At 39.9% G+C, this 15,635-nt stretch carries 18 protein-coding genes, 1 tRNA gene, 1 rRNA gene and 1 other RNA gene; 20 read left to right on the forward strand and 1 reads right to left on the reverse strand.

What is annotated here, in order from left to right:
- Positions 1-10: 10 nt before the first annotated feature.
- From rrf to LG369_RS00075, 15 genes are all read left to right on the forward strand, one after another.
- Positions 11-126 (forward strand): 5S ribosomal RNA (gene rrf, locus LG369_RS00005).
- A gap of 5 nt (positions 127-131) precedes the next feature.
- A tRNA-Asn gene (locus tag LG369_RS00010) sits at positions 132-205 on the forward strand.
- Between the two features lie 198 nt (positions 206-403).
- Complete coding sequence (gene comW / locus LG369_RS00015) at positions 404-640, forward strand: sigma(X)-activator ComW (RefSeq protein WP_006149115.1); 237 nt, start codon at positions 404-406, stop codon at positions 638-640.
- A 240-nt stretch (positions 641-880) separates the two neighbouring features.
- A complete protein-coding gene (locus tag LG369_RS00020; protein ID WP_225749904.1) occupies positions 881-2,167 on the forward strand; it encodes an adenylosuccinate synthase in 1,287 nt (428 codons plus the stop codon).
- 198 nt (positions 2,168-2,365) lie between these two features.
- Positions 2,366-2,833 carry a tRNA adenosine(34) deaminase TadA gene (tadA, locus tag LG369_RS00025; RefSeq protein ID WP_004250346.1) on the forward strand — a complete coding sequence of 156 codons (468 nt, stop codon included), beginning with the start codon at positions 2,366-2,368 and terminating at the stop codon, positions 2,831-2,833.
- 32 nt (positions 2,834-2,865) lie between these two features.
- Positions 2,866-2,964: signal recognition particle sRNA small type (gene ffs, locus LG369_RS00030), an RNA gene on the forward strand.
- 53 nt (positions 2,965-3,017) lie between these two features.
- A complete protein-coding gene (locus tag LG369_RS00035) occupies positions 3,018-3,461 on the forward strand; it encodes a dUTP diphosphatase (protein ID WP_004250347.1) in 444 nt (147 codons plus the stop codon).
- Positions 3,412-3,978, forward strand: a complete 567-nt coding sequence (locus LG369_RS00040) for a histidine phosphatase family protein (RefSeq protein ID WP_033630843.1) — start codon at positions 3,412-3,414, stop codon at positions 3,976-3,978. Before LG369_RS00035 ends, LG369_RS00040 begins: the two co-directional genes overlap by 50 nt.
- Positions 3,979-3,991: 13 nt before the next feature.
- Complete coding sequence (gene radA / locus LG369_RS00045; protein ID WP_080581389.1) at positions 3,992-5,353, forward strand: DNA repair protein RadA; 1,362 nt, start codon at positions 3,992-3,994, stop codon at positions 5,351-5,353.
- Positions 5,354-5,424: 71 nt separating this feature from the next.
- A complete protein-coding gene (locus tag LG369_RS00050; protein WP_225749905.1) occupies positions 5,425-6,120 on the forward strand; it encodes a TIGR00266 family protein in 696 nt (231 codons plus the stop codon).
- A gap of 161 nt (positions 6,121-6,281) precedes the next feature.
- Positions 6,282-6,776: a beta-class carbonic anhydrase gene (locus LG369_RS00055; RefSeq protein ID WP_004250355.1), complete on the forward strand. Its 495-nt coding sequence runs from the start codon at positions 6,282-6,284 to the stop codon at positions 6,774-6,776.
- 215 nt (positions 6,777-6,991) lie between these two features.
- A complete protein-coding gene (locus LG369_RS00060; protein ID WP_004250356.1) occupies positions 6,992-7,960 on the forward strand; it encodes a ribose-phosphate diphosphokinase in 969 nt (322 codons plus the stop codon).
- Between the two features lie 270 nt (positions 7,961-8,230).
- Complete coding sequence (abpA, locus tag LG369_RS00065; protein WP_225749906.1) at positions 8,231-8,860, forward strand: amylase-binding adhesin AbpA; 630 nt, start codon at positions 8,231-8,233, stop codon at positions 8,858-8,860.
- Positions 8,861-8,936: 76 nt separating this feature from the next.
- Positions 8,937-9,779: a class B sortase, LPKTxAVK-specific gene (gene srtB / locus LG369_RS00070; protein WP_004250360.1), complete on the forward strand. Its 843-nt coding sequence runs from the start codon at positions 8,937-8,939 to the stop codon at positions 9,777-9,779.
- 133 nt (positions 9,780-9,912) lie between these two features.
- Positions 9,913-10,350, forward strand: coding sequence for a CoA-binding protein (locus tag LG369_RS00075; protein ID WP_004250362.1), 438 nt, complete (start codon positions 9,913-9,915; stop codon positions 10,348-10,350).
- Positions 10,351-10,378: 28 nt separating this feature from the next.
- On the opposite strand, the gene LG369_RS00080 is transcribed toward LG369_RS00075, so the two are convergent.
- Positions 10,379-11,389, reverse strand: a complete 1,011-nt coding sequence (locus LG369_RS00080) for a YeiH family protein (RefSeq protein WP_225749907.1) — start codon at positions 11,387-11,389, stop codon at positions 10,379-10,381.
- Positions 11,390-11,543: 154 nt separating this feature from the next.
- On the opposite strand from LG369_RS00080, the gene LG369_RS00085 reads away from it, so the two are divergent.
- From LG369_RS00085 to purC, 5 genes are all read left to right on the forward strand, one after another.
- Positions 11,544-12,713 (forward strand): pyridoxal phosphate-dependent aminotransferase, encoded by a 1,170-nt coding sequence (locus LG369_RS00085; protein ID WP_225749908.1) that lies wholly within the window; start codon positions 11,544-11,546, stop codon positions 12,711-12,713.
- On the forward strand, positions 12,710-13,480 hold the full coding sequence (gene recO, locus LG369_RS00090) for a DNA repair protein RecO (RefSeq protein WP_225749909.1): 771 nt from the start codon (positions 12,710-12,712) through the stop codon (positions 13,478-13,480). The genes LG369_RS00085 and recO overlap by 4 nt, the downstream gene beginning before the upstream one ends.
- A complete protein-coding gene (gene plsX / locus LG369_RS00095; RefSeq protein WP_225749910.1) occupies positions 13,477-14,469 on the forward strand; it encodes a phosphate acyltransferase PlsX in 993 nt (330 codons plus the stop codon). Before recO ends, plsX begins: the two co-directional genes overlap by 4 nt.
- Before the next feature lie 10 nt (positions 14,470-14,479).
- The gene (locus tag LG369_RS00100) at positions 14,480-14,716 is read left to right on the forward strand and encodes an acyl carrier protein (RefSeq protein WP_070676964.1); all 237 of its coding nucleotides are present in this window, start codon (positions 14,480-14,482) and stop codon (positions 14,714-14,716) included.
- Between the two features lie 199 nt (positions 14,717-14,915).
- Positions 14,916-15,623, forward strand: coding sequence for a phosphoribosylaminoimidazolesuccinocarboxamide synthase (gene purC / locus LG369_RS00105; protein ID WP_004250372.1), 708 nt, complete (start codon positions 14,916-14,918; stop codon positions 15,621-15,623).
- Positions 15,624-15,635 lie beyond the last annotated feature (12 nt).

Raw genomic sequence — 15,635 nt, forward strand, 5'->3', positions numbered from 1 at the left:
TTACTCAGAGTTAAGTGACGATAGCCTAGGAGATACACCTGTACCCATGCCGAACACAGAAGTTAAGCCCTAGAACGCCGGAAGTAGTTGGGGGTTGCCCCCTGTGAGATATGGAAGTCGCTTAGCTTTTATCCGCCATAGCTCAGTTGGTAGTAGCGCATGACTGTTAATCATGATGTCGTAGGTTCGAGTCCTACTGGCGGAGTAGTTAAACGTTCTAAGGAACGTTTTTTTGTTTCCTTGGGTTTATTTACGAGAATTTTTCAGTATTTTTTTCATCTATTTTTACTTCTTTTCTTTGTTTTAAGTTTGTTCAGCTTAAAATTTTTACTTTATAGAAATATTTATCTATTTATTTAGCCTTTCTGATAAACTTGTTTTATCAATAAGAAAGGTTTTTTATATGCTTCAAAAATATTACGATCGATCTTTGGTTTTTCTAAAGCAAATCGAAAATGAATATTCAATTTTATTTCAAAGTACTGATGAATGGGAATTACTTCATCTTAAATTTTTACTTTATTATTTAATTCGTTTTAAGATAAAGAATGAGAAGGATTTTCTCCTCTGTCATTTTCGAGCAGCGTACCGGATCTATCTTAATTATCTATTAGGGCAAAATTTAAATTATTCATTTTAATAAAATTTCATTTCATCTATTACGAACAATAATAATTAATTTTAAAAAAATATTTAGATTATGCTAATTTTTTGTATTTTTTTAAATCAAAAGTAAAAGAATTCCCTAATCTTTTCTAGTGTTAATTCTTGATAAAATAGGCTTTTTTTCTTATAATAAATTGTAAGATATTATTGTGGGTGAGACTCCCACCATGTATATGAGAAAGGACGAGCCTTTTGGCTCAGACGAAAATTTATTATGACTTCAGTTGTTGTTGTAGGTACCCAATGGGGTGATGAAGGTAAAGGGAAAATTACAGATTTTCTTTCAGCTAATGCGGAAGTGATTGCTCGTTACCAAGGCGGAGATAATGCAGGTCACACAATTGTTATTGATGGAAAGAAATTTAAATTGCACTTGATTCCTTCAGGTATTTTCTTCCCAGAAAAAATCTCTGTTATTGGTAATGGGATGGTTGTCAACCCTAAATCTCTTGTGAAAGAATTGTCTTATTTGCATGAAGAAGGTGTTACAACAGATAATCTTAGAATTTCTGATCGTGCGCATGTTATTTTGCCTTATCACATTGAGTTAGACCGTCTTCAAGAAGAAGCTAAGGGTGATAACAAGATTGGGACGACAATTAAAGGAATTGGTCCAGCCTATATGGACAAGGCAGCTCGTGTTGGAATTCGTATTGCGGATCTTTTGGATAAAGAAATCTTCCGTGAACGTTTAGAACGTAATCTTGCTGAGAAAAATCGTCAATTTGTAAAATTGTATGATAGTGAACCTATTTCAATTGATGATATTTTTGAAGAATACTATGAGTATGGCCAACAAATCAAGCAATATGTGACTGATACTTCTGTTATCTTGAACGACGCGCTTGATAATGGTAAACGGGTTCTCTTTGAGGGTGCACAAGGTGTCATGTTGGATATTGACCAAGGTACTTATCCATTTGTTACTTCATCAAACCCAGTGGCTGGTGGTGTGACAATTGGTTCTGGAGTAGGTCCAAGCAAGATTGACAAAGTTGTCGGTGTATGTAAGGCTTATACAAGTCGTGTAGGTGATGGTCCTTTCCCAACCGAGCTATTTGATGAAGTTGGTGATCGTATTCGTGAAGTGGGGTATGAGTATGGGACAACTACTGGGCGTCCTCGCCGTGTAGGTTGGTTCGACTCAGTTGTTATGCGTCATAGCCGTCGTGTTTCTGGTATCACAAATCTCTCTTTGAACTCTATTGATGTTTTGAGTGGCTTGGATACAGTAAAAATCTGTGTGGCCTATGATCTTGACGGTCAACGTATTGATTACTACCCAGCTAGTCTCGAACAATTGAAACGTTGTAAACCAATCTACGAAGAATTGCCTGGTTGGTCTGAAGATATCACTGGAGTACGTAATTTGGAAGACCTTCCTGAAAATGCACGCAACTATGTTCGCCGTGTTAGCGAATTGGTGGGTGTTCGTATTTCAACATTCTCAGTAGGTCCTGGTCGTGAACAGACAAATATTTTAGAAAGTGTTTGGTCATAGCAGATTTTTAAGATTTGTTTAAGACAGGTTGGATATACTATAGACAGTTACAAGAAGACCTCCTAACTTGTTGTAACAAATTTCCTAAACTTTTCTTTTTCATAATAATCTCCCTATAAAGTCACCGCATTCGGTGGCTTTTTTTGTGTTGAGAAACATGGTATAATGATAGAATTGATAGCTAGGAAGAGAGAAGAGATGAATTACACGCTTGAAGAAAAAGAAGCTTTTATGAGAGAGGCCTTAAAAGAGGCAGAGATTGCTTTAGAGCATGATGAAATCCCGATTGGTTGTGTAATTGTCAAGGATGGAAAAGTCATTGGGAGAGGACACAATGCTCGAGAGGAGTTGCAACGGGCAGTCATGCATGCGGAAATTATGGCCATAGAGAATGCTAATTTGAGCGAAGAGAGTTGGCGTTTGCTCGATTGTACGCTTTTTGTGACCATAGAGCCGTGTGTCATGTGTAGTGGGGCAATTGGTCTCGCACGGATTCCAAACGTGGTCTACGGGGCTAAAAATCAGAAATTTGGCGCCGCTGGGAGCTTGTACGATATTCTAACAGATGAGAGGCTCAATCACCGTGTGGACGTTGAAACAGGTGTTTTAGAGAATGAGTGCGCAGAGATTATGCAAGACTTTTTCCGAAATCGACGTAAAAAATAATTTCTCTTTAAAAATAGAGGGGAATGTGGTATAATAACTAGTGGAGCAACAGTTCTGCGTGAAGCGGGTCAGGGGAGGAATCCAGCAGCCCTAAGCGAGTGTGAATTGTGTGCTCTTTTTTCGTGCTTTTTTCGAATAAATAAGATAAAATAGCCTAGAATAAAAGATTAAAAAGAGGAATAATATGAAAATTCGTGGTTTTGAATTAGTTTCTAGCTTTACAGATGAAACTTTGTTACCTAAACGAGAGACAGCACACGCAGCTGGCTACGACTTAAAGGTGGCAGAGCGCACAGTGATTGGACCAGGAGAAATCGTCCTCGTCCCAACAGGTGTTAAGGCTTATATGCAGCCGACTGAAGTGCTCTATCTTTATGACCGTTCATCAAATCCTCGTAAAAAAGGTTTGGTCTTGATTAACTCTGTGGGTGTCATTGACGGAGATTATTATGGCAATCCAGGGAATGAGGGACATATCTTTGCACAGATGAAGAATATCACAGATCAAGAAGTTGTTCTTGAAGTTGGAGAACGTGTAGTTCAGGCTGTCTTTGCACCATTTTTAATTGCAGATGGAGATGAGGCAGACGGAGTTCGTACTGGTGGGTTTGGATCAACTGGGCACTAAGATGAAGATTATCTTTGTACGTCATGGAGAGCCAGATTACCGTGAGTTAGAGGAGCGTTCTTATACGGGATTTGGGATAGACTTGGCCCCTTTATCGGTAAAAGGAAGACAACAAGCTCAGGAACTTTGCAAAAATCTTTTGTTTGGCTCAGCTGATATACTGGTGTCTTCTGCAGTGACGCGAGCATTAGAAACGGCTTCTTATGTATCTTGTGCTACTGGGCTTCCTTTGAGAGTGGAGCCATTATTGCATGAATGGCAGGTCTATGAAAGTGGCATAGATAGATTTGAAGAAGCTAGAAGACTATTTTTAGAAAATAATGGGGAGTTGCTCCTAAATTCTCCTGTTCAATATGAGACAGCTGTAGAGATGAAGACTCGTTTTCTAGAATGCATGGCTAAGTATCGGGAACATCAAACTGTGGTAGTTGTAGCCCATCGAATGCTGATACGGCAGTTTGTACCAAATGAGAAGATTGATTTTTGCCAAGTGATTGAATGTGAGATAGAGATATAGAAAGAGGTTTATTATCGCAAAGAAAAAGGCGACATTTGTGTGTCAAAATTGTGAATATAATTCACCAAAGTATTTAGGACGCTGTCCAAACTGTGGAGCTTGGTCTTCTTTTGTTGAGGAGGTTGAGGTTGCAGAAGTCAAGAATGCGCGTGTGTCCTTGACAGGTGAGAAAACCAAGCCCATGAAATTGGCAGAAGTAACTTCTATTAATGTCAATCGAACCAAGACTGAGATGGAGGAATTCAACCGTGTACTCGGTGGAGGTGTGGTGCCAGGGAGTCTCGTCCTAATTGGTGGAGATCCAGGTATTGGAAAATCAACCCTTCTCTTACAAGTATCAACTCAGTTGTCTCAAGTAGGGACAGTTCTCTATGTCAGTGGGGAGGAGTCTGCTCAACAGATCAAACTCCGTGCAGAGCGCTTGGGGGATATTGATAGCGAGTTTTATCTCTATGCTGAGACCAATATGCAGAGCGTGAGAGCTGAGGTGGAGCGAATCCAACCAGACTTTCTTATCATCGATTCGATCCAGACCATTATGTCTCCTGAGATTTCAGGGGTACAAGGGTCGGTTTCCCAAGTACGCGAGGTGACAGCTGAACTCATGCAGCTGGCCAAGACCAATAACATTGCTATCTTTATCGTAGGGCATGTGACCAAGGAAGGAACTTTGGCTGGTCCTCGTATGTTGGAACATATGGTGGATACGGTGCTTTACTTTGAAGGGGAACGTCACCATACCTTCCGGATTCTGAGAGCAGTCAAGAACCGTTTTGGATCGACCAATGAAATCGGGATTTTTGAAATGCAATCAGGTGGTTTGGTTGAAGTCCTGAATCCTAGTGAAGTGTTTCTGGAAGAACGCTTGGATGGAGCGACTGGTTCGTCCATCGTTGTGACTATGGAAGGAACACGTCCAATTCTTGCTGAAGTGCAGGCCTTGGTGACGCCGACCATGTTTGGGAATGCTAAGCGTACGACGACAGGGCTTGATTTCAATCGTGCTAGTCTGATTATGGCTGTCTTGGAAAAACGGGCTGGTCTCTTGCTTCAAAATCAGGATGCCTATCTTAAATCAGCTGGTGGTGTCAAATTAGATGAACCTGCTATTGACCTGGCTGTTGCAGTTGCTATTGCTTCTAGCTACAAGGACAAGCCAACCAATCCCCAGGAATGTTTTGTAGGAGAGTTGGGCTTGACGGGAGAGATTCGGCGCGTAAATCGTATCGAACAACGGATCAATGAAGCCGCTAAGCTTGGATTTACAAAAATCTATGTACCAAAAAACTCCCTAACAGGTATAAAGCCACCTAAGGAAATTCAGGTGATTGGGGTGACGACTATTCAGGAAGTCTTGAAAAAAGTATTCTCCTAATCGTTATGGTCAGTTTTAGATGACTAATTATTTTATTGCTAACATTTATTAAAAATAAGGAGGAATTTCTGATGAAATTTTCTATGGATAGTAAAATGCAGTTTCCTTTGGTAGAGTTGTCGCTCAATCAGGGGGAAACGGTCTTTATTCAGCGTGGTAGCATGGTCTACCATACACCTAATGTAAGTCTCAATACCCAGCTCAATGCAAGCGGTTCTGGTTTGGGACGTTTTGTCAAAGCTGTAGGGCGTTCAATGGTTTCTGGTGAAAGTACCTTTATCACTCAAGCTGTTGCAGAGTCTGACAACGGCAACCTTGCTTTAGCACCAGATACTCCTGGTCAAGTGATTGCTCTTGAGCTAGGCGAAAACCAGTACCGATTGAATGATGGGGCCTTTTTAGCTCTTGATGGTACAGCTTTCTATACAATGGAGCGCCAGTCTATTGGGAAAGCTCTGTTCGGAGGGCAAGGCGGTCTCTTTGTGATGACAACCCAAGGTCAGGGAACTCTTTTGGCCAATGCTTTTGGATCTATTAAGAAAATTGAGCTACAAAACCAAGAAATAACCATCGACAATGCCCATGTGGTGGCTTGGAGTCAATCTCTGGACTATGATATCCACTTAGAAAATGGCTTCTGGCAGTCTATTGGTACAGGCGAAGGAGTGGTGAATACCTTCCGAGGTACCGGTGAGGTCTATGTACAAAGTCTCAATCTTCAGAGCTTTGCAGGCTCTCTTAACAAGTATATCCAAAAAGGTTCATAATATTAAAAAACTAGGACAGAAACCCAAGCTAGTTGCTGGATGTCTCTGTCCCAGTTTTTTTATATGAAAGTTAACAGCTGACAAGACAAAGAAAAGATGGTAAGATAGGAGATAAATAATTTGGTGTTCAAATTATCTGGCAGACTAGAAAGTGAGTTGTCATGTCCTATTTTGAAAATTTTTTAAAAGCCAATCAAGCTTATGTAGAACTACATGGAGATTTGCATTTATCCATTAAACCCAAGACCAAGGTTGCAATCGTAACTTGTATGGATTCGCGTCTACACGTTGCGCCAGCTCTGGGGTTAGCTCTGGGAGATGCCCATATCTTACGGAATGCGGGTGGTCGAGTGACTGAGGATATGATTCGCTCACTTGTAATTTCCCAACAACAAATGGGGACAAGAGAAATTGTGGTTCTTCATCATACAGACTGCGGGGCTCAAACCTTCAATAACGAGGATTTTCAAGAGCACCTAAAATGTGAATTGGGAGTTGATGTATCTGGGCAGGACTTTTTACCGTTTCAAGACATCGATGAGAGTGTTCGAGAGGATATGAAATTGCTGCGAGAATGCCCCTTAATTCCAGATGATGTTATTATTTCAGGAGCTGTTTACGATGTGGATACAGGTAGTATGAGGGAGATATACTAACTTTTTAATTAAAAGCTTCTGGAGTAGCATGAAGTAGGATGATAAGATTGACACATTTCATCCTCAATATCACTAATATAAAATAGCATAAGACAATAGTATAAAAGTCTACTCTTGTCTTATTTTTTATTGAAAAATCGAGAAAAAAGCGCTACAATGGTAGATGGAAAAATGTTGTGAAAAACACAAGTGATACATAAATACTGGAGGAAATCATGTCTTTTTCTGATTTAAAGCTATTTGCCCTTTCTTCAAATAAAGAATTGGCAGAACGTGTGGCACAAGAGATTGGGATAGAATTGGGAAAATCGACTGTTCGTCAATTTTCAGATGGAGAAATTCAAGTTAATATCGAAGAATCGATCCGTGGAAAACACGTCTTTATTCTACAATCAACTAGCTCACCAGTAAATGATAATCTACTTGAGATTTTGATTATGGTAGACGCTTTGAAGCGCGCCAGTGCAGAATCTGTCAACGTTGTTATGCCTTACTATGGTTATGCACGTCAGGATAGAAAGGCAAGAGCGCGTGAGCCAATCACTTCAAAACTCGTTGCAAATATGCTTGAAGTAGCTGGAGTTGATCGTTTGTTGACAATCGACTTGCACGCAGCACAGATTCAAGGGTTCTTTGATATTCCGGTGGATCACTTGATGGGTGCTCCATTGATTGCGGATTACTTTGAGCGTCGTGGCATGGTTGGTTCTGACTATGTCGTTGTCAGCCCGGACCACGGTGGGGTGACTCGTGCTCGTAAATTAGCAGAATTTTTGAAAACTCCAATTGCCATTATCGACAAGCGTCGTAGTGTAGACAAGATGAATACTAGTGAAGTTATGAATATCATTGGTAAGGTAGAAGGTAAGACTTGTATCTTGATTGACGATATGATTGATACAGCTGGAACCATTTGTCATGCGGCTGATGCTCTAGCAGAAGCAGGAGCTGTTGAAGTTTACGCAAGTTGTACGCACCCAGTTCTTTCTGGTCCAGCAATGGAGAATATCCAGAAATCAGCCATTAAAAAATTGGTTGTTTTGGATACTATCTATCTTCCAGAAGAACGTTTGATTGATAAGATTGAACAAATTTCTATCGCTCATCTTTTAGGCGATGCAATCATCCGTATCCACGAAAAACGTCCTCTTTCTCCATTGTTTAGTATCGAGAAGACTATTTAAAATTACAGCTGAAAAAATAAAATATACTCTTAGAAATACAGAACCTAACACTCGCAAAACTCTGCATTGTTCGGATTTCAAACATTTTTATATCAATTATTTCAAGAATTTTATTTGATTTTTGTAATTCGAATGAATTTTACTTGTTTTTACCAGAAAATATAAATTTATTTTTAAAAAAGCTTGACAACTCTAATATATGTGATATAATTTGAGTTAGTAAGGATTATCCTTATAATTAAATTTTAAAATTAAAGAGGAGATAAAACAATGAAGAAAGTTTTATTATCATCAGTAGCAGCTCTTGCAGTATTTTCTGCAGCAGCTCCAGCATTTGCATCTGACAATTCATATAGCTCAAATGCATTGATTCAAAAACACTACGTTTCAGAACGTGATATCGCTGACGAAGCAAACACACAAGTAGCAGCACACGAAGCTGAAATTAACGCTGAAGCTGAAAACGATGCAGCAGTTGTAGCAGCAAAACAAGCTCTTGAAGCATACGGATCAGGTCACCTTTACGGTGATTACGTTGCTAAACTTGAAGCAGCTCGTACTGAAGCACGTAATGTTGTACGCAACAAATATGTAGCTCGCCTTCAAGATGCATACCGTGACACTGCTTATGCTGAAGGTAAATACTGGAACGATCCAACTGGCGTTCAAGACAACAAAACAAAAGACATGCGTGATCAAGAAGATAAAGCTCTTAACCATGGTGTAGCTGAACAAGTATCTCCTGATCAAGCAGCAGCTGATCAAGCAGCAACTCAACCAGAAGGTGGTAAACCAGGTGCTGTAGACCAAGCTAAAAAAGCAGATTCAGCAGCTAAAAAAGCAGGAGCTTCTGCAAAAGCAGGTCAAAAAGCCCTTCCAAAAACACACGCTGTTAAATAATTTATTTATTTGGTGAAGTATACTATCACTGAAACTTTGTTTCAGTGATTTTTTTAGTAAATAACGAGGTAGAAAAATGAGTGGACACTCTAGAACAAAGAAAACACCAATTACTAAAATAATTGCTTCTATCGCAGCAGTAGCTATCGTTGCTTTGGGAGGCTTGTTTATATATAATAACAGCTTCTCAGCATCAAGTGAGAATAAGACGACTGAAACTACCGTTACCCAGGAAGCGTCAAAGCAAGCTTATACTGCTAGCGAGGAAGAAAAGGAATATCTCTCTAATAAATTTAAAGGTTTACTTGCAACAAACTCTGAAACTGTGGGGTATGTATATATTCCGGGTACACAGTTAGATGAACCAGTCGTTCAAACAACGGATAATGCGACTTATTTAGATAAGCGCTTTGATGGAGTTAACGAGCCTTTAATGGGGACAGTCTTTATGGACGCTGATAACAAGAAGGATTTTAGCGATCGATTAACTTGGTTATTTGGTCACGCTCGTGGTAGTAAAGTTCCTGATCACCGTATGTTTAAAGATGTGAACTATTTCAGTCGCCAAGAATATTTTGATGCACACCCTTATGTTGTCATTGAAACTCCAGAGAGAAAGTACTATTATGAAGCTGTTGCCATGATTATTGTTCCAGAAGAAACAGCTTTTTACCGTACTTCTTTTGATGATGATGCAGATTTTGAGAAACAGCTAACTACTATTTATGATACTGCAGAGGTTAAGAAACCAAATGTCAAGGTATCAGCTAAGGATAAATATCTTGTGCTTTCTACTTGTCGTGAAGAAGATGATACGATTCGTGCCAATCTCTACCTTCGACAAATTCCTGATTCAGAGTTGAGTGACTTTGTCAAACAACACGGAGAAAGCCTTCAGTATAAACCAACAAGAGAATAATCTTTAAATAAAATCTTTATGATCCTCTTAAAATTAAATGAATAGTTTAATTTTAAGAGGATTTTTTATTTTCATAGCAAATTTCTACAAACCCTTTCAAAATATGCTATACTGATGAAAAAGGAGGGTTTCTATGACTCAAGAATTTATCAATCCAAGTGATGGAGTGATCCGTCGGTATCTAGCAAGCAGTAAAACTCTAGCTGTAGTAGGCTTATCCGATCGTGAGGAAACAACTAGCAATCGAGTGACTAAAGAAATGCAGGCTCGTGGCTATAAAATTATTCCAGTTAACCCTAAAGCTGCAGGTGGCGAGATTTTGGGAGAAAAGGCTTATGCCAGTCTAGCTGAAATTCCTTTCCCTGTAGATATCGTCAATGTCTATCGTCGCAGTGAATTTTTACCTGATGTAGCACGAGACTTTCTCAAGGCGGATGCCAAGATTTTCTGGGCACAATTAGAACTTGAAAGTTTGGAAGCAGCAGAAATCTTGCGTGCTGGGGGATGCGATGACATCGTGATGAACCGTTGTATTAAGAGAGAACATACACGTTTAATTCTTGAACAATAAAAAGGTAGCCTAAAGGCTACCTTTTTTATTAGAAAATACCGATGAGTATTTGCATGCCAAGACTAGTCAGGATGATAGCAATCCAGCAAAGGGCTCCAAGAAGAATGGATTTTCCACTGGATTTGATCATAGCAACGAGGTTGGTTTTGAGACCGATAGCACTCATGGCCATGATAATAAGGAATTTAGAGAGTTGTTTGAGAGGTGCAAAGAGGCTATTGCTAACACCAAAAGAAGTAAGGACGGTAGTTAGCAGAGAAGCTAGGATAAAGTAGAGAATGAAAACGGGGAAGATTTTTTTGAGTTTTACTCCTTGGTTATCACCTTGTTGGCGACTTTGCCAGTATGAGAGAAAGAGAGTAATAGGGATAATAGCTAAGGTACGAGTCAGTTTGACAATAGTAGCAGATTCGAGAGTATTGCTTTGGTAGAGGCTATCCCAGGCGCTAGCTGTGGCTGTTACAGAGGACGTATCGTTGACCGCAGTACCCGCAAAGAGAGCAAAACCTTCGTTGGAAAGATGGAGCCAAGAACCTAGAGTTGGAAAGATAAGAGCTGCCAAGACATTGAAGAAAAAGATAACAGAAATGGCTTGGGCTACTTCTTTTTCCTTGGCGTGAATAACAGGAGCAGTCGCTGCAATGGCAGAACCGCCACAGATAGAAGATCCAACTCCAATCAAGGTAGCTAGCTTTGTATCAAGGTTAAAAAATCGTTGGAAAAAGAAAGCTATAATCAAAGCGATAGAAATAGTCGAAAGGATAACAGGGAGGGAAGATTTTCCAACTGCGAAAACTTGTGAGATATTGAGTCCAAACCCAAGCAAGATAACAGCATATTGAAGCAGTTTTTTGGAGCTATAAGTCAAGCCGGCATCCAGTTGTTTATAAGAAGTGAGAAAGGGATGGAGAATCATTCCGATAAAAATGGCGAAAACAGGTGCTCCCACAACAGGCAGAAAGCCTCCTAAAACCCAAGAGATGATAGAAATGATTAGACAGACTAGCAGTCCTGCCCAATTTTTTGATAGAAATGACATAAAAACCTCCGAAAATAAATACTACTTATTATAATCTTATCTGTCAGAAAAGTAAAATAGAAAGTAGGAATAAGGTTGTAAATTAACGGAATTTTGCGGTCAGAGAGCTTTTGTAGTATAATAGATATATGTTCTTTGATCAAGGAGGATATATATGGACTTAACCAAACGCTTTAATAAACAATTAGATAAGATACAAGTTTCCTTGATTCGTCAATTTGACCAGGCTATTTCAGAGATTCCTGGTGTCCTGCGATTGACCTTGGGAGAACCAGATTTTACAACGCCAGATCATGTCAAGGAAGCTTCAAAGCGAGCCATTGATCAAGATCAATCCTACTATACAGGTATGAGTGGTTTGTTGACATTGCGTCAGGCGGCGAGTGATTTTGTAAAAGAGAAATATCAGCTGGACTACAATCCAGAGAATGAAATCTTGGTCACAATTGGTGCGACAGAGGCTCTATCAGCCACTCTGACAGCTATTTTGGAGGAAGGAGACAAGGTTCTCTTGCCAGCTCCTGCCTATCCTGGCTATGAGCCAATAGTTAATCTAGTTGGTGCAGAGATTGTCGAGATTGATACGACTGAGAATGGTTTTGTCTTAACTCCAGAAATGCTAGAAAAAGCGATTTTAGAGCAAGGTGACAAGCTCAAGGCAGTTATTCTCAACTATCCAGCCAACCCTACAGGAATTACTTATAGTCGCGAGCAATTAGAAGCCTTGGCAGCTGTTTTACGCAAGTATGAGATTTTCGTAGTCTGTGATGAAGTCTACTCAGAATTGACCTATACAGGGGAAAATCATGTATCTTTGGGAACTATGTTGAGAGATCAGGCAATTATCATTAACGGTCTTTCTAAATCCCATGCCATGACAGGTTGGCGTTTAGGTTTTATCTTTGCACCAGCAAACTTCACAGCTCAACTCATCAAGAGTCATCAGTATTTGGTAACTGCTGCAAACACCATGGCACAACATGCTGCGGTGGAAGCATTGACAGCTGGTAAAGATGATGCAGAACCCATGAAGAAGGAATATATCCAGCGTCGGGACTACATTATCGACAAGATGACTGACCTCGGCTTTGAGATTATCAAACCAGATGGGGCTTTTTATATCTTTGCTAAGATTCCGGCAGGCTATAATCAAGATTCCTTTGCTTTTCTGAAGGATTTTGCCCAGAAGAAGGCTGTTGCTTTTATTCCTGGTGCTGCCTTTGGTCAGTATGGAGAGGGCTATGTTCGCCTATCTTATGCAGCTAGCATGGGAACCATCAGAGAAGCTATGAAACGACTTGAGGAGTACATGAGAGAAGCATGATTCAATCGATTACGAGTCAGGGTTTAGTACTTTACAATCGAAATTTTCGAGAGGATGATAAGCTTGTTAAAATCTTTACAGAACAGGCAGGGAAGCGCATGTTTTTTGTCAAACACGCCGGCCAATCCAAACTAGCTCCTGTCATTCAACCTTTAGTCTTAGCCCATTTTCTCCTAAAAGTCAATGACGATGGACTTAGTTATATAGAAGATTATCATGAGGTGAAGACTTTTCCGAAAATCAATAGTGACCTCTTTGTTATGGCTTATGCGACTTACGTTGCAGCCTTGGCAGATGCGAGTTTGCAGGATAACCAAGAAGACGCTCCCTTATTTGCTTTTTTGCAAAAGACTTTAGAGCTGATGGAAGAGGGTCTGGATTATCAAGTTTTGACCAATATTTTTGAAATTCAAATATTGACACGTTTTGGAATCAGTCTCAACTTTAATGAGTGTACCTTTTGTCATCGTGTGGGGCAAGCCTTTGACTTTTCATTCAAATACGGGGCTTGTCTTTGTCCCGATCATTACCATGAAGATGAGAAACGATGTCATCTAAATCCCAATATTCCTTATCTGCTCAATCAATTTCAAGCCATTGATTTTGAGACCTTGGAGACTATCTCACTTAAGGCCGAAATCAAGCAAGACTTGCGCAAGTTTATGGACCAAATCTACGAGGAATATGTCGGCATTCATCTAAAATCAAAGAAATTTATTGATTCCCTAGCCGACTGGGGACAACTACTGAAAGAGGAAGACAAATGAAAAAAATCGCAGTTGATGCAATGGGTGGCGATTACGCACCACAAGCTATTGTAGAGGGAGTTAATCAAGCCCTTGCTGACTTTTCAGATATTGAAGTCCAACTTTATGGAGATGAAAGCAAAATCAAGCAATATCTAACAGCTACAGAGCGCGTCAGCATTATCCATACGGATGAAAAAATCGACTCAGATGATGAGCCTACAAAAGCCATCCGCAAGAAGAAAAATTCCAGCATGGTATTGGCAGCTAAGGCTGTCAAAGATGGAGAGGCAGACGCAGTTCTTTCTGCAGGAAATACAGGTGCCTTGTTAGCAGCAGGATTCTTCATCGTTGGTCGTATCAAAAATATCGATCGACCAGGTCTTATGTCAACCTTGCCAACTATTGATGGAAAAGGTTTTGATATGCTTGACCTTGGTGCTAATGCAGAAAATACAGCTCATCACCTGCATCAATACGCTATCTTGGGTTCCTTCTATGCTAGAAATGTTCGTGGTATTGAAAAACCTCGTGTAGGTTTGCTTAATAACGGGACAGAGAGCAGCAAGGGAGATCCACTTCGCAAGGAAGCCTATGACCTATTAGTGGCTGACGAGAGTTTGAATTTCGTCGGGAACGTGGAAGCGCGTGATTTAATGGATGGTGTTGCCGATGTAGTCGTAACAGATGGTTTCACGGGAAACGCTGTGCTCAAAGCTATTGAAGGGACTGCTATGGGTATCATGGGCTTGCTTAAAAATGCTATTGTAGGTGGCGGTCTTAGAGCTAAGCTAGGAGCTTTCCTTCTTAAGGATAACCTCAGAGGTTTGAAAAAACAGCTCAACTATTCAGATGTTGGAGGCGCGGTTCTGTTTGGTGTTAAAGCACCAGTAGTTAAGACTCATGGTTCAAGTGATGCCAAGGCTGTCTATAGCACAATACGCCAGATTCGTACCATGCTTGAGACAGATGTAGTTGCTCAAACTGCGCGTGAATTTTCAGAGGAATAAGGAGAACAATATGACAGAACAACAAATTTTTGACCGTATCGTAACCATCATTCAAGAGCGTCAAGGAGAGGACTTTGTAGTTACTGAAAACTTGAGTTTAAAGGATGATTTAGATGCTGATTCAGTAGATTTGATGGAATTTATTCTAACAGTTGAGGATGAATTTGGAATCGAGATCAGTGATGAAGAAATTGACAACCTCCAAAGTGTTGCAGACGTATTAGCAATCATCAAAAATAGAATATAAGAAAAAGCAACATGCTGGTCATGTTGCTTTTTTGATTGTGTGAAGTTTGAATGATTGTGGTCTGGTTATCTAAATAGTCTGATTTGATTTTTTTCTAAATGTTTTAGAGTGAAGAATACGTTTACGTTCGTAAAACATTTGATTTATGCTTATTTTTGTGTTAGAATGAGGCAAAGTAATACGAAAGGCGAATAATAAAATGTCCAGCAAACTTATTTATACGGGAAAAGCTAAAGATATCTATACTACAGAAGACGAACATGTGATTAGGTCCGTTTATAAGGACCAAGCTACCATGCTTAATGGTGCTCGTAAAGAGACCATCGAAGGCAAAGGTGTGCTCAATAATCAGATTTCGTCTCTTATTTTTGAAAAATTGAATGCTGCAGGTGTGGCTACTCACTTTATCGAACGTATCTCTGACACAGAACAACTCAACAAGAAAGTGACCATCATTCCTTTGGAGGTTGTGCTTCGTAACGTGACTGCGGGTTCTTTCTCAAAACGTTTTGGCGTGGAAGAAGGTTTGGACTTGAAAACTCCAATCGTTGAATTTTACTACAAGAACGATGAGTTGGATGATCCATTCATCAATGATGAGCATGTGAAGTTCTTGGATATTGCCAATGATGAACAAATCGCTTATATCAAGGAAGAAACACGTCGCATCAATGGATTGCTGAAAGATTGGTTTGCACAAATTGGTCTTCGTTTGATTGACTTCAAATTGGAATTTGGTTTTGATAAGGATGGCAAGATCATCTTGGCAGATGAATTTTCACCAGATAACTGCCGCCTTTGGGATGCTGAAGGGCACCATATGGACAAGGATGTTTTCCGTAGAGATTTGGGCAGTCTAACGGATGTTTATAAGGTCGTGTTAGAAAAATTGCAAGGATTGAAGTAAAGTTTTACTTGG

The organism is Streptococcus sp. Marseille-Q4154 (assembly GCF_916700545.1).
Classification (GTDB): domain Bacteria; phylum Bacillota; class Bacilli; order Lactobacillales; family Streptococcaceae; genus Streptococcus; species Streptococcus infantis_I.

Excerpts from the sequence above, each read along its gene's own strand:
- comW (WP_006149115.1), top strand. The coding sequence starts at position 404 with ATGCTTCAAAAATATTACGATCGATCTTTGGTTTTTCTAAAGCAAATC.
- LG369_RS00020 (WP_225749904.1), top strand. The coding sequence starts at position 881 with ATGACTTCAGTTGTTGTTGTAGGTACCCAATGGGGTGATGAAGGTAAA.
- tadA (WP_004250346.1), top strand. The coding sequence starts at position 2,366 with ATGAATTACACGCTTGAAGAAAAAGAAGCTTTTATGAGAGAGGCCTTA.
- LG369_RS00035 (WP_004250347.1), top strand. The coding sequence starts at position 3,018 with ATGAAAATTCGTGGTTTTGAATTAGTTTCTAGCTTTACAGATGAAACT.
- LG369_RS00040 (WP_033630843.1), top strand. The coding sequence starts at position 3,412 with ATGAGGCAGACGGAGTTCGTACTGGTGGGTTTGGATCAACTGGGCACT.
- LG369_RS00050 (WP_225749905.1), top strand. The coding sequence starts at position 5,425 with ATGAAATTTTCTATGGATAGTAAAATGCAGTTTCCTTTGGTAGAGTTG.
- LG369_RS00055 (WP_004250355.1), top strand. The coding sequence starts at position 6,282 with ATGTCCTATTTTGAAAATTTTTTAAAAGCCAATCAAGCTTATGTAGAA.
- LG369_RS00060 (WP_004250356.1), top strand. The coding sequence starts at position 6,992 with ATGTCTTTTTCTGATTTAAAGCTATTTGCCCTTTCTTCAAATAAAGAA.
- abpA (WP_225749906.1), top strand. The coding sequence starts at position 8,231 with ATGAAGAAAGTTTTATTATCATCAGTAGCAGCTCTTGCAGTATTTTCT.
- srtB (WP_004250360.1), top strand. The coding sequence starts at position 8,937 with ATGAGTGGACACTCTAGAACAAAGAAAACACCAATTACTAAAATAATT.
- LG369_RS00075 (WP_004250362.1), top strand. The coding sequence starts at position 9,913 with ATGACTCAAGAATTTATCAATCCAAGTGATGGAGTGATCCGTCGGTAT.
- LG369_RS00080 (WP_225749907.1), bottom strand. The coding sequence starts at position 11,389 with ATGTCATTTCTATCAAAAAATTGGGCAGGACTGCTAGTCTGTCTAATC.
- LG369_RS00085 (WP_225749908.1), top strand. The coding sequence starts at position 11,544 with ATGGACTTAACCAAACGCTTTAATAAACAATTAGATAAGATACAAGTT.
- recO (WP_225749909.1), top strand. The coding sequence starts at position 12,710 with ATGATTCAATCGATTACGAGTCAGGGTTTAGTACTTTACAATCGAAAT.
- plsX (WP_225749910.1), top strand. The coding sequence starts at position 13,477 with ATGAAAAAAATCGCAGTTGATGCAATGGGTGGCGATTACGCACCACAA.
- LG369_RS00100 (WP_070676964.1), top strand. The coding sequence starts at position 14,480 with ATGACAGAACAACAAATTTTTGACCGTATCGTAACCATCATTCAAGAG.
- purC (WP_004250372.1), top strand. The coding sequence starts at position 14,916 with ATGTCCAGCAAACTTATTTATACGGGAAAAGCTAAAGATATCTATACT.